10 protein-coding genes are annotated in these 13062 nt (G+C 70.7%); 8 read left to right on the top strand and 2 right to left on the bottom strand.

The features are described from left to right. Positions 1-75: 75 nt before the first annotated feature. The 6 genes from ruvB to Scani_RS23935 all read left to right on the top strand — a co-directional run bounded on the left by ruvB (position 76) and on the right by Scani_RS23935 (position 8284). Positions 76-1164 carry a Holliday junction branch migration DNA helicase RuvB gene (gene ruvB, locus Scani_RS23960; RefSeq protein WP_159479732.1) on the top strand — a complete coding sequence of 363 codons (1089 nt, stop codon included), beginning with the start codon at positions 76-78 and terminating at the stop codon, positions 1162-1164. Between the two features lie 161 nt (positions 1165-1325). Continuing rightward, positions 1326-1868, top strand: a complete 543-nt coding sequence (gene yajC, locus Scani_RS23955) for a preprotein translocase subunit YajC (protein WP_159479730.1) — start codon at positions 1326-1328, stop codon at positions 1866-1868. 151 nt (positions 1869-2019) lie between these two features. Then, on the top strand, positions 2020-3804 hold the full coding sequence (gene secD / locus Scani_RS23950; protein ID WP_159479728.1) for a protein translocase subunit SecD: 1785 nt from the start codon (positions 2020-2022) through the stop codon (positions 3802-3804). A 1-nt stretch (position 3805) separates the two neighbouring features. Then, positions 3806-4930, top strand: coding sequence for a protein translocase subunit SecF (secF, locus tag Scani_RS23945; protein ID WP_159479726.1), 1125 nt, complete (start codon positions 3806-3808; stop codon positions 4928-4930). Further along, positions 4927-5475, top strand: coding sequence for an adenine phosphoribosyltransferase (locus Scani_RS23940; RefSeq protein WP_159479724.1), 549 nt, complete (start codon positions 4927-4929; stop codon positions 5473-5475). The genes secF and Scani_RS23940 overlap by 4 nt, the downstream gene beginning before the upstream one ends. 253 nt (positions 5476-5728) lie before the next feature. Continuing rightward, complete coding sequence (locus Scani_RS23935) at positions 5729-8284, top strand: RelA/SpoT family protein (protein ID WP_413085424.1); 2556 nt, start codon at positions 5729-5731, stop codon at positions 8282-8284. A 143-nt stretch (positions 8285-8427) separates the two neighbouring features. On the opposite strand, the gene Scani_RS23930 is transcribed toward Scani_RS23935, so the two are convergent. Beyond that, positions 8428-9657: a DUF349 domain-containing protein gene (locus Scani_RS23930; RefSeq protein ID WP_159479720.1), complete on the bottom strand. Its 1230-nt coding sequence runs from the start codon at positions 9655-9657 to the stop codon at positions 8428-8430. A gap of 250 nt (positions 9658-9907) precedes the next feature. Continuing rightward, the gene (locus tag Scani_RS23925; protein WP_159479718.1) at positions 9908-10738 is read right to left on the bottom strand and encodes a peptidylprolyl isomerase; all 831 of its coding nucleotides are present in this window, start codon (positions 10736-10738) and stop codon (positions 9908-9910) included. A 162-nt stretch (positions 10739-10900) separates the two neighbouring features. Between Scani_RS23925 and Scani_RS23920 the strand changes: the two genes are divergently transcribed. Continuing rightward, a complete protein-coding gene (locus Scani_RS23920) occupies positions 10901-11614 on the top strand; it encodes an MBL fold metallo-hydrolase (RefSeq protein WP_159479716.1) in 714 nt (237 codons plus the stop codon). 11 nt (positions 11615-11625) lie between these two features. Next, positions 11626-12888 carry a histidine--tRNA ligase gene (hisS, locus tag Scani_RS23915; RefSeq protein WP_159479714.1) on the top strand — a complete coding sequence of 421 codons (1263 nt, stop codon included), beginning with the start codon at positions 11626-11628 and terminating at the stop codon, positions 12886-12888. Positions 12889-13062: the final 174 nt, after the last annotated feature.

The raw sequence follows: 13062 nt of genomic DNA, 5'->3' as shown, positions 1-13062 counted from the left end.
CGGACGGGCTCCGCGCCCCCGACCGTACGACCACGCAGGCGGCCCGGCCGCCCCGACCCCGCGAGGCAATCCGCAGTGAACTGGGACGACACCGCACCGCACACCGCCGAGGACGCCCCGGGCGCGCCCGACCGGCTGGTCGGCGCCGACGCGGACGGCGAGGACACCGCCGTCGAGGCCGCGCTGCGGCCCAAGGACCTCGAGGAATTCGTCGGCCAGGAGCGGGTGCGCGAACAGCTCGACCTGGTCCTGCGCGCCGCCCGCGCACGCGGCGCCACCGCCGACCACGTCCTGCTGTCCGGGGCCCCGGGCCTCGGCAAGACGACCCTCTCGATGATCATCGCCGCCGAGATGGGCGCCCCGATCCGGATCACCTCGGGCCCCGCCATCCAGCACGCCGGTGACCTCGCCGCGATCCTCTCCTCCCTCCAGGAGGGCGAGGTCCTCTTCCTCGACGAGATCCACCGGATGTCCCGGCCCGCCGAGGAAATGCTCTACATGGCGATGGAGGACTTCCGCGTCGACGTGATCGTCGGCAAGGGGCCGGGAGCCACCGCCATCCCGCTCGAGCTCCCCCCGTTCACCCTGGTCGGGGCCACGACCCGGGCCGGTCTGCTGCCGCCCCCGCTGCGCGACCGCTTCGGCTTCACCGCCCATATGGAGTTCTACGCCCCCGCCGAGCTGGAGCGGGTCATCCACCGCTCCGCCGGGCTGCTGGACGTCGAGATAGAACCCGAGGGCGCCGCGGAGATCGCCGGCCGCTCGCGGGGCACGCCCCGTATCGCCAACCGCCTGCTGCGCCGTGTCCGCGACTACGCCCAGGTGAAGGCCGACGGCTTGATCACCCGCGAGATCGCCTCCCAGGCCCTCGGGGTCTACGAGGTCGACGCCCGCGGCCTGGACCGCCTCGACCGCGCCGTGCTCACGGCCCTGCTCAAGCTGTTCGGCGGCGGCCCGGTGGGCCTGTCCACCCTCGCGGTCGCGGTGGGGGAGGAGCGGGAGACCGTCGAGGAGGTCGCCGAGCCGTTCCTCGTACGGGAAGGACTGCTGGCCAGGACCCCCAGGGGCCGGATCGCGACCCCGGCCGCGTGGGCGCATCTGGGGCTCGTGCCGCCGCAGCAGCAATCAGGCGCGAGCGGACAGCAGGGCTTGTTCGGGGCGTGACGGCGCGGATACTCGCCCGGTCAGGAACTGCGGTGGGATGCTGGGCGTTGTTCCACTGGTGGGGACTCGCCTAGACTCCGCCGATGCCGTTCGTATGGGCGGCATTCCCACCCCCGTATATGAGATCGCGCATCCGCGGTCGTGCGAAGGATTTCCGTCCCGTGAATATCGTGACTCTCCTCCCGTTCATCGTCCTCATCGGGGCCATGTTCCTGATGACGCGATCCGCCAAGAAGAAGCAGCAGGCGGCCGCGCAGATGCGCAACGAAATGCAGGCCGGCACCGGCGTCCGGACGATCGGCGGCATGTACGCCACCGTCAAGGAAGTCCACGACGAGACCGTCCTTCTCGAGGTCGCCCCCGGCGTGCACGCCATCTACGCGAAGAACGCCATCGGCGCGGTGATCGCGGATGAGGAGTACAACCGCATCCTGGACGGTGCCGACCCGCTGCACGCCGACGAGCCGGTCGTCCCGGACGACGCCTCCTCGCTGACCGCCGGCACCGCCGGCGAGGCCACCGAAAAGGGTGACAAGATCGACCTGGGCAAGGCCGAGACCCCGGCCGCCGAGCCCGTCGAGGAGAAGCCCGCCGTTGCCGAGGCCAAGGACACCAAGGCCGCGGACGACGCCAAGGACACCGTCAAGGCCGACGCGGACACCGCCAAGGACGACAAGAAGTCCGGCGACGACGACGCGAAGTAGTCCGCCCCACGGAACCGCGGAGCACGCGTGGTGTGTCGTGCGCCGCGGTTCCCGGACGGTCTAGGCTCCGGCGGGGGCACGTCCCCACAAGACTTCGTGGCCCCTCGGCCGGCATCCCTGGCCGAGGGGTTGGACAGGGAGATACGAGAAGGTGGCAGCACCGAAGAAGGGCCGCAGGGCGCCCGCGAGCCAGGGACATCCGGGCCGCACCCTGATCCTGGTCCTGATCGCCATGGCGGGGCTGATCGGAGGGATGTTCTACTCCGGCACGCTGACGCCGCGACTGGGCATCGACCTGGCCGGCGGCACCAGCTTCACGCTGGCGGCCCAGAACCAGCCGGGCAAGCCCAACGCGATCAACGAGACCAACATGAACACCGCCGCCGGCATCATGGAGCGACGGGTCAACGGTCTCGGTGTGACCGAGTCCGAGGTCCAGACGCAGGGCAGCAACCACATCATCGTGAACATCCCCAAGGGGACGGACGCGAAGCAGGCTCGTCAGCAGGTCGGCACCACCGCCCAGCTCGGCTTCCGGCCGGTGCTGACCACCACGGCGGGCGCCAAGACCCCCGAGCCCAAGCCCAACCCCTCCCAGAGCGGCGCGAACGGCAAGGGCAAGGGCGACAAGGCCGCCGGCGACCAGGCGAAGAACAAGCCGGGCACCCAGCAGAAGGCCTCGTCCTCGCAGTCGCCGAGCTCCCAGCCGACGACGCAGGGCCGCGCGGTGACGGACTCGCTCAAGAAGGCGCCGTCCCCCAAGCCCTCCGGCCCGGCCAAGCCCACCACGCCCCAGGCACCGCCGACGCCCCCGGGCGGCGCGGCCATCCCGCCGGCCCTCCAGAAGCAGCTCGACGCGCTGGACTGCTCGACCAAGAAGAGCCGCGCGGCAGCCGGTGAGAAGGCCGCCAACACCAAGCCGTCCGACCCGATCGTGGCGTGCAAGGACGACGGCGCGCAGAAGTACGCGCTCGGCCCCGTCGCCGTCGAGGGCACGGACGTCAGCAGCGCCAAGGCCGTCTTCGACAGCCAGCAGGGCCAGGGCTGGATCGTCCAGATGGACTTCACCTCCGAGGGCGGCAAGAAGTTCGGTGACATCACCGGCAAGCTCGCCACGAAGGCGCCGCCGCAGAACCAGTTCGGCATCGTCCTGGACGGCGCGGTGGTCTCCGCTCCGTCGGTCGACAAGGCCATCATGGGCGGCGGAGCCACCATCTCCGGCGGCTTCACCCAGCAGTCCGCCGAGGACCTCGGCAACATGCTGTCCTACGGTGCCCTGCCGCTGTCCTTCAAGATCGACGACGAGACCACGGTCACCGCGGCGCTCGGCGGCGAGCAGCTGCACGCCGGTCTGATCGCCGGCGCCATCGGCCTCGCCCTGGTCATCATCTACCTCGTCGCCTACTACCGGGGACTGGCGCTGGTCGCGCTGGCGAGCCTGGGCGTCTCGGCGGTCCTGACGTACACGATCATGACGTTGCTGGGCCCGGCCATCGGATTCGCGCTGAACCTCCCGGCGGTCTGTGGCGCCATCGTCGCCATCGGTATCACCGCCGACTCGTTCATCGTCTACTTCGAACGCATCCGGGACGAGATCCGCGAGGGACGCACCCTGCGCCCTGCCGTGGAACGCGGCTGGCCGCGGGCCCGCCGCACGATCCTGGTCTCCGACTTCGTGTCGTTCCTGGCCGCCGCGGTGCTGTTCATCGTCACCGTCGGCAAGGTGCAGGGCTTCGCGTTCACGCTCGGTCTGACCACCGTCCTCGACGTCGTCGTGGTCTTCCTCTTCACCAAGCCCCTGATGACGCTGCTGGCCCGGCGGAAGTTCTTCTCCGAAGGACACTCCTGGTCCGGCCTCGACCCCAAGCGCCTGGGCGCCAAGCCGCCGCTGCGCCGTCGTCGCGGCGCCGCCCCCACCCAGACGAAGGAGGCGTGAGATGTCCAAGCTCGGCAACATCGGCGCCCGGCTCTACCGCGGCGAGGTCGGCTACGACTTCATCGGCAAGCGGAAGATCTGGTACGGCATCTCGATCCTCATCACCATCGTGGCCATCGTCGGCCTCGGGGTGCGCGGTCTGAACATGGGCATCGAGTTCTCCGGCGGTGCGGTCTTCACCACCCCGAAGACCTCCGTGTCCACCTCCGAGGCACAGCACAAGGCCGAGTCGGCGGCCGGCGGCCGCCAGGCCGTGGTGCAGAAGCTCGCCAACAGCGGTGCCCTGCGCATCCAGATCAGCGGTCTGGACACCAAGCAGGCGGTGCCGGTCCAGGAAGAGCTCGCCAAGGACCTGAACGTCCCGGTCAAGGACGTCAACACCCAGCTGGTCGGCCCGAGTTGGGGCGAGCAGATCGCCAACAAGGCGTGGCTGGGCCTGGGGATCTTCATGGTCCTCGTGGTGCTCTACCTGGCCATCGCGTTCGAGTGGCGGATGGCGGTGGCCGCCCTGGTCGCCCTGATCCACGACCTGACGATCACGGTCGGCATCTACGCCCTGGTCGGCTTCGAGGTCACCCCCGGCACGGTCATCGGTCTGCTGACGATCCTCGGTTACTCCCTCTACGACACGGTCGTCGTCTTCGACAGCCTCAAGGAAGCCTCCAAGGACATCACCAAGCAGACCCGCTTCACCTACAGCGAGGTCGCCAACCGCAGCATCAACGGCACCCTGGTGCGTTCCATCAACACCACCGTCGTGGCGCTGCTCCCGGTCGCCGGTCTGCTGTTCGTCGGCGGCGGTGTCCTGGGCGCGGGCATGCTCAACGACATCTCGCTGGCCCTGTTCGTCGGTCTCGCCGCCGGTGCGTACTCCTCGATCTTCATCGCGACCCCGCTGGTCGCCGATCTGAAGGAGCGCGAGCCGCAGATGAAGGCGCTGGCCAGGCGGGTCAAGGCGAAGCGTGCCGCGGCCGAGGCCAAGGGCGCGGGTCAGGAGGACTCGCAGGACGCGGCGTCCGACGCCGCGGACGGCGAGGACGAAGACGGCACCGCGGTCGTCGGTCCGCGCCGGCAGCCCGCCTCCCGCAACCGCGGACGCGGTCGCCCGTCGGGCAAGCGCCGATGAGCGCTCCCGCAGCCCTGCGCGAGCTGCTGCTGAGCCGGATCGCGGACGTACCGGACCATCCTCAGCCGGGCGTGATGTTCAAGGACATCACCCCGCTGCTGGACGACCCGGCCGCCTTCGGCGCGCTGACCGAGGCGTTCACCGACCTGTGCGGGCGGTACCGGGTCGACAAGGTCGTGGGCCTGGAGGCGCGCGGCTTCATCCTCGCCGCCCCGGTCGCGCTGCGTGCCGGCGTGGGCTTCGTCCCCGTCCGCAAGGCGGGCAAGCTGCCCCGCGAGACACTGCGGCAGGCGTACGAGCTGGAGTACGGCACCGCCGAGATCGAGATCCACGCCGACGCGCTGGCCCCGGGGGAGCGGGTGCTGGTGATCGACGACGTCCTCGCCACCGGTGGCACCGCCGACGCCTCGTTGCAGCTCATCCGCCGCGCGGGCGCCGAGGTCGCGGGCGTCGCGGTCCTGCTGGAGCTGGGCTTCCTGGCCGGCCGGGAACGGCTGGAGCCGGGCCTGAAGGGCGCTCCGCTGGAGGCCTTGATCACGGTCTGAGCCGCGCTCGCACCGCACCGTCGAGCAAACAGGGGCATCCGGAAGAATTCGGGTGCCCCTGCTGCTGTGTCATGTACGGAACCGCGGCCGCGGGGGAGTCGTGGCCCCGGGGTCGATACCATGGCACCCCGGCCCGTTCGAGGTCCTGGGGTCCGGAACCGCCTGAGGAGTGCTCTTGCCAGACGAGGCCCAGCCGCTCTCCCCCGGACTGCGTCCGGCGGGATCCGACGCCGCGCGCCCGGACGAGCCGAAGCTGACGGACGCGGCTTCCTCGGACGCGCCCCAGCCCGAGCGGCAGGGTGCGTCCGACGGCACCGCCGCGCCCCGGCCGCCGGCCGATGGGTCCGCCGCGTCCCAGGCCCCCGCCGAACGGCCCCGTACGGCGCCCCAGCCGGGGCCCGCCGCCTCGTCGCCGCGGCCGGCCTCACCGTCGCGCGCGCCCAAGCCGCCGGCCAAGGCCGACCAGCCCGCCCCGCCCAAGCCGCCGGCGCCCGCTCCCGTCGGCCGCTCCGGCTCCCCCAACCGGGTACGGGCCCGGCTCGCCCGGCTGGGCGTCCAGCGCTCCAGCCCGTACAACCCGGTCCTGGAGCCGCTGCTGCGGGCCGTCCGCGGCAACGACCCCAAGATCGAGACGGGCACGCTGCGCCAGATCGAGCGCGCCTACCAGGTCGCCGAGCGCTGGCACCGCGGCCAGAAGCGCAAGAGCGGCGACCCGTACATCACCCATCCGCTCGCGGTGACGACGATCCTCGCCGAGCTGGGCATGGACCCGGCGACCCTGATGGCCGGCCTGCTGCACGACACCGTCGAGGACACCGAGTACGGCCTGGACACCCTGCGGGGCGACTTCGGCGACCAGGTCGCGCTGCTGGTCGACGGCGTCACCAAGCTCGACCGCGTCAAGTTCGGCGAGGCCGCGCAGGCCGAGACGGTCCGCAAGATGGTCGTCGCGATGGCCAAGGACCCGCGCGTCCTGGTCATCAAGCTCGCCGACCGGCTGCACAACATGCGCACCATGCGCTACCTCAAGCGGGAGAAGCAGGAGAAGAAGGCCCGCGAGACGCTGGAGATCTACGCTCCGCTCGCCCACCGCCTGGGCATGAACACCATCAAGTGGGAGCTGGAGGACCTCGCCTTCGCGATCCTCTACCCCAAGATGTACGACGAGATCGTCCGGCTGGTCGCCGAGCGGGCGCCCAAGCGCGACGAGTACCTGGCCATAGTGACCGACGAGGTCCAGGCCGATCTGCGGTCCGCCCGGATCAAGGCCACGGTCACCGGCCGCCCGAAGCACTACTACAGCGTCTACCAGAAGATGATCGTGCGCGGCCGCGACTTCGCCGAGATCTACGACCTGGTGGGCATCCGCGTCCTCGTCGACACGGTCCGCGACTGCTACGCCGCCCTCGGCACCATCCATGCGCGATGGAACCCGGTCCCCGGCCGGTTCAAGGACTACATCGCGATGCCGAAGTTCAACATGTACCAGTCGCTGCACACGACGGTGATCGGCCCCAGCGGCAAGCCCGTCGAGCTCCAGATCCGTACGTTCGACATGCACCGCCGCGCCGAGTACGGCATCGCCGCCCACTGGAAGTACAAGCAGGAGGCGGTCGCCGGCACGTCCAAGGTGCGCACCGACGTGCCCAAGGGCGTCGGCAAGGGCGCGGGCCAGGACACCGTCAACGACATGGCCTGGCTGCGGCAGTTGCTGGACTGGCAGAAGGAGACCGAGGACCCGGGCGAGTTCCTGGAGTCGCTGCGCTTCGACCTGTCCCGCAACGAGGTCTTCGTCTTCACGCCCAAGGGCGATGTCATAGCGCTGCCGGCCGGGGCCACCCCCGTCGACTTCGCGTACGCGGTGCACACCGAGGTCGGCCACCGCACGATAGGAGCGCGGGTCAACGGGCGCCTCGTCCCGCTCGAATCGACCCTGGACAACGGCGACCTGGTGGAGGTCTTCACCTCCAAGGCGACGGGCGCCGGGCCCTCCCGTGACTGGCTCGGTTTCGTCAAGTCCCCCCGCGCCCGCAACAAGATCCGCGGCTGGTTCTCCAAGGAGCGCCGCGACGAGGCCATCGAGCAGGGCAAGGACGCCATCGCGCGCGCCATGCGCAAGCAGAACCTGCCGATCCAGCGGATCCTGACCGGCGACTCCCTGGTCACCCTCGCGCACGAGATGCGCTACCCGGACATCTCCTCGCTCTACGCCGCCATCGGCGAGGGCCATGTCGCCGCGCAGGGCGTCGTCCAGAAGCTGGTGCAGGCGCTCGGCGGCCAGGACGAGGCCACCGAGGACATCGCCGAGTCCACGCCGATCCGGCCGCGTTCCAAGCGCCGCTCCAGCGCCGACCCCGGTGTGGTCGTCAAGGGCGTCGACGACGTGTGGGTCAAGCTGGCGCGCTGCTGCACCCCGGTGCCGGGCGACCCCATCATCGGCTTCGTCACCCGCGGCAACGGCGTCTCGGTGCACCGCGCCGACTGCGTCAACGTCGACTCGCTGTCCCGGCAGCCGGAGCGGATACTCGACGTCGAATGGGCGCCCACCCAGTCCTCGGTCTTCCTGGTCGCCATCCAGGTCGAGGCGCTGGACCGCTCCCGCCTGCTGTCGGACGTCACCCGGATCCTGTCCGACCAGCACGTCAACATCCTGTCGGCGGCCGTCCAGACCTCCCGTGACCGCGTGGCCACCTCGCGCTTCACCTTCGAGATGGGCGACCCGAAGCATCTGGGGCATGTGCTGAAGGCGGTACGGAGCGTGGAGGGCGTGTACGACGTCTACCGCGTGACGTCGGCCCGGCGGCCGTAACCGCGCACGAAAGGGGCCCCGGTACGGAATCCGTACCGGGGCCCCTTTTCCCGTCAAGGCATCTCAACCATCAATTGAGGAACCCCAACGGCGAGCAACCACCTCCGCGAGAGCGGCGCCGGTTCAGGCGCAAAGGAGGGCACTCAGCCGCCGAACTCCTCCAGGCCCTTGAGCGCCTGGTCCAGCAGCGCCTTGCGGCCCTCCAGCTCCCGGCCGAGCTTGTCGGCCTTGGCGTTGTTGCCCGACGCCCGGGCCGTGTCGATCTGCTTCTCCAGCTTGTCGACCGCGTCCTGGAGCTGGCCGGTCAGCCCCGCGGCACGGGCCCGCGCCTCAGGGTTCGTCCGGCGCCACTCGCTCTCCTCGGCCTCCTGGATGGCGCGCTCGACGGCGTGCATCCGGCCCTCGATCTTGGGGCGGGCGTCCCGCGGGACATGGCCGATGGCCTCCCACCGCTCGTTGATCGAGCGGAAGGCCGACCGGGCGGCCTTCAGATCCGAGACGGGGAGCAGCTTCTCGGCCTCGACGGCCAGCTCCTCCTTGCGGGTCAGGTTCTCCCGCTGCTCGGCGTCGCGCTCCGCGAAGACCTCCCCGCGGGCCTGGAAGAAGACGTCCTGGGCACCGCGGAAGCGGTTCCACAGGTCGTCCTCGTGCTCGCGCTGGGCGCGGCCCGCGGCCTTCCAGTCCGCCATCAGCTCGCGGTAGCGGGCCGCGGTGGCCCCCCAGTCCGTCGAGTTCGACAGCGACTCGGCCTCGGAGACCAGCTTCTCCTTCGCCTTGCGGGAGTCCTCGCGCTGCGCGTCCAGCGACGCGAAGTGCGCCTTGCGGCGCTTGGAGAACGCCGAGCGGGCGTGCGAGAAGCGGTGCCACAGCTCGTCGTCCGCCTTGCGGTCGAGCCGCGGCAGGCCCTTCCAGGTGTCGACGAGTGCCCGCAGCCGCTCGCCGGCCACCCGCCACTGCTCGCTGGCCGCCAGCTCCTCGGCCTCGGCGACCAGCTTCTCCTTGGCGTGCCGGGCCTCGTCGTTCTGCCGGGCCTTCTGCGCCTTGCGCTCCTCGCGGCGCGACTCGACGGCCTCGACGAGCTTGTCCAGCCGCTTGCGCAGCGCCTCCAGGTCGCCCACCGCATGGTGTTCGTCGACCTGGGTGCGCAGATGATCGATCGCGGTCGTCGCGTCCTTCGCCGACAGGTCGGTGGTCTTGACCCGGCGCTCGAGGAGGCCGATCTCGACGACCAGGCCCTCATACTTGCGCTCGAAGTAGGCGAGGGCCTCCTCGGGAGTTCCCGCCTGCCACGATCCGACGACCTGCTCGCCATCGGCGGTACGCACGTACACGGTCCCCGTCTCGTCGACGCGGCCCCATGGGTCGCTGCTCACAGCGCCTCCTCCACATGATGCCGACGGGGGCGTGCGGCCCCCCGGCATCGTCCACAGTTTCTGTCCGGCAGAGCCGCGCCCTGGCCGGTCCGACGGGCTGAATTGCGGGTGAGGGTGGCAGCCGTCGGAGCAGGCACCCTACACAACGCCAATCTAGGCGACGGGCCGTCTGCTGTCCGCATCCAGCACGACGAATTTCCGCGGTTCGCCTGGGGTGGAGCCACCGCGCCACCCCAGGTCGACCGGCCGGTCAGGACTTCTTGACGGACGCCTTGTCGATCACGACGGTGGCGTTGGGCGCGCTGTTGCGGGTCTGCGGGTCGGTCGTCGCACCGGCCTTGGCGATCTTTCGCAGGACGTCCATACCGCCCGTGATGGTGCCGAACGGTGTGTAGTTCGGCGGCAGCTTGCTGTCCTGGTAGACGAGGAAGAACTGACTGCCCCCGGAGTTGCGGGTCTTCTCGCTCGCCCCGTCGTAGCGGTTGGCCATCGCGACCGTGCCCGCCGGGTAGACGCCGCCCTTGAGCTTCGGGTCCTTGAGGTTCTCGTCCGGGATGGTGTAGCCCGGGGTGCCCTTGCCGGTGCCCTTCGGGTCGCCGCACTGCAGGACGTAGATGCCCTGGTCGACCAGGCGGTGGCAGGCGCTGTGGTCGAAGTAGCCCTGACCGGCCAGGAAGGCGAAGGAGTTGACGGTGTGCGGCGCCTTGCCGGCGTCCAGCTTCAGAGCGATCGTGCCGCAGGTCGTCGTGAGCTTCGCGGAGTAGGAGGCCGAGGTGTCGACCGACATCGCCGGCTCCTTCGGCCAGGTCTTCGTCGACGGAGTGCCCTTCGCGGGCCGGTTGCACGGGTCCGGTGCCTTGGAGGGCGTCGCGGCCGCGGCCCGGTCGGCTTCCTGGTCGCTGCCGTCCGCGAGCCCTGCGGAGAGGTAGACCGCGGCGCCGGCGGCCAGTGCGACGGCCACGACGGACGCGATGATCACGTGGCGGTGTTTGCTCTTCCGCTGGGCCGCGGACCGCCGTTGCTGCTGACGCTCGTACTTCTCGCGGGCGAGCTGCCGCCGCCGCTGATCTTTGCTGACCACCGGTCGTCTCCTTGTCCGATCATCGATCGCGCTCGTGCGCGTGGCCGTACGGTATACGGGTTCGCTCTGCCGGGAGTCCCGCCGGTAGGCTCTGGAGCTGCCGAGATGTCCGGGAGGTGCGGCCTTGCGGACCGCCCTCCACACCGACCTTTAAGGACGAACGTGCTGATTGCCGGGTTCCCCGCCGGGGCCTGGGGCACCAACTGCTACTTGGTCGCCCCCGCCGCAGGCGAGGAGTGCGTCATCGTCGACCCGGGCCACCAGGCGGCCCAAGGAGTCGAGGACGCGGTCAAAAAGCATCGGCTCAAGCCCGTCGCGGTCGTTCTCACGCATGGTCACATCGACCACGTCGCCTCGGTCGTCCCGGTGTGCGGCGCGCACGACGTCCCGGCCTGGATCCACCCCGAGGACCGCTTCATGATGAGCGACCCGGAGAAGGCCCTCGGCCGCTCCATCGGTCAGCAGCTCATGGGCGAGCTCACGGTGGGCGAGCCGGACGACGTCAAGGAGCTGAGCGACGGTGCCGCCCTGGAGCTCGCCGGGATGGAGTTCTCCGTCGCGCACGCCCCGGGCCATACCAAGGGGTCGGTGACCTTCCGGATGCCCGAGCAGGCCGACGTTCCGCCGGTCTTCTTCTCGGGCGACCTGTTGTTCGCCGGCTCCATCGGACGCACCGACATGCCGGGCGGCGACCACGCCGAGATCCTGCAGTCGCTGGCGCGTGTGTGCCTGCCGCTGGAGGACTCGACCGTCGTCCTGTCCGGCCACGGCCCCCAGACCACCATCGGCCGCGAGCGCGCCACCAACCCCTTCCTGCGGGAAGTGGCCGCCGGCCTCGGAGACGGCTTCAGCGCCGCTCCACGACGAGGAATGTGACGAGAGCTTCCGTGAGCACCTTCAAGGCCCCCAAGGGCACGTACGACCTGATTCCGCCGCAGTCCGCCACCTATCTCGCGGTGCGCGAGGCGATCTCCGCGCCGCTGAGGAACTCCGGGTACGGCTACATCGAGACGCCCGGCTTCGAGAACGTCGAGCTGTTCGCGCGCGGGGTCGGCGAGTCCACCGACATCGTGACCAAGGAGATGTACGCCTTCGAGACCAAGGGCGGCGACCAGCTGGCGCTGCGCCCCGAGGGCACCGCGTCCGTGCTGCGCGCCGCGCTGGAGGCGAACCTCCACAAGGCGGGCAACCTCCCCGTCAAGCTCTGGTACTCCGGCTCGTACTACCGCTACGAGCGTCCGCAGAAGGGCCGTTACCGCCACTTCTCCCAGGTCGGCGCCGAGGCCATCGGTGCCGAGGACCCGGCGCTGGACGCCGAGTTGATCATTCTGGCCGACCAGGCCTACCGCGCGCTGGGCCTGCGGAACTTCCGCATCCTGCTCAACTCCCTGGGCGACAAGGAGTGCCGCCCCGTCTACCGCGCCGTGCTGCAGGACTTCCTGCGGGGGCTCGACCTGGACGAGGACACCCGGCGCCGGGTCGATATCAACCCGCTGCGCGTCCTGGACGACAAGCGCGAGGCGGTGCAGAAGCAGCTCGACGGGGCGCCCAAGCTCCGCGACTACCTCTGCGAGGCCTGCAAGGCGTACCACGAGCAGGTGCGCGAGCTGCTGACCGCGGCGGGCGTGGCCTTCGAGGACGACGAGAAGCTGGTGCGCGGCCTGGACTACTACACCCGCACCACCTTCGAGTTCGTCCACGACGGCCTGGGCTCGCAGTCCGCGGTGGGCGGCGGCGGCCGCTACGACGGCCTCTCGGAGATGATCGGCGGCCCCGCGCTGCCGTCCGTGGGCTGGGCACTGGGCGTCGACCGCACGGTCCTGGCCCTGGAGGCGGAGGGCGTCACGCTCGACATCCCCGCCGCCACGGCCGTGTACGCCGTCCCGCTCGGCGAGGAGGCCCGCCGGGTGCTGTTCGGCGTGGTCACCGAGTTGCGCCGGGCCGGTGTCGCCACCGACTTCGCGTTCGGCGGCAAGGGCCTGAAGAACGCCATGAAGTCCGCCAACCGCTCCGGCGCGCGGCTGGCGCTCGTCGCGGGCGAGCGGGACCTGGCCGAGGGCGTCGTCCAGCTCAAGGACCTGGAGAGCGGCGAGCAGACCGCGGTGGCGCTGGACGGCGTGGCCGCGGAGGTCCGGCGCACGCTGGGCTGAGACCGCGCACAGTGACACCGAGGGGCCCGGCGGCGACCTGCCGTCCGGGCCCCTCGTGCTGTCGGCGTCCGGTGTCAACCCACGGTGGCGCCGTCATCCCGGCGGAGGGATTTGCGCGCCCCGCCACCGGCGCCGGCCGGCACGGGAACGGACGGCAGGGCGGGCCGGAGGCGC

The organism is Streptomyces caniferus, from assembly GCF_009811555.1.
GTDB classification, from domain to species: Bacteria; Actinomycetota; Actinomycetes; order Streptomycetales; family Streptomycetaceae; genus Streptomyces; species Streptomyces caniferus.
Note: the sequence above shows the minus strand (reverse complement) of the source record. Positions and strands in the feature narration are given on the sequence as shown.

Coding starts and splice junctions, on each gene's coding strand:
- secF (WP_159479726.1), top strand. CDS start 3,806: ATGTCCAAGCTCGGCAACATCGGCGCCCGGCTCTACCGCGGCGAGGTC.
- Scani_RS23940 (WP_159479724.1), top strand. CDS start 4,927: ATGAGCGCTCCCGCAGCCCTGCGCGAGCTGCTGCTGAGCCGGATCGCG.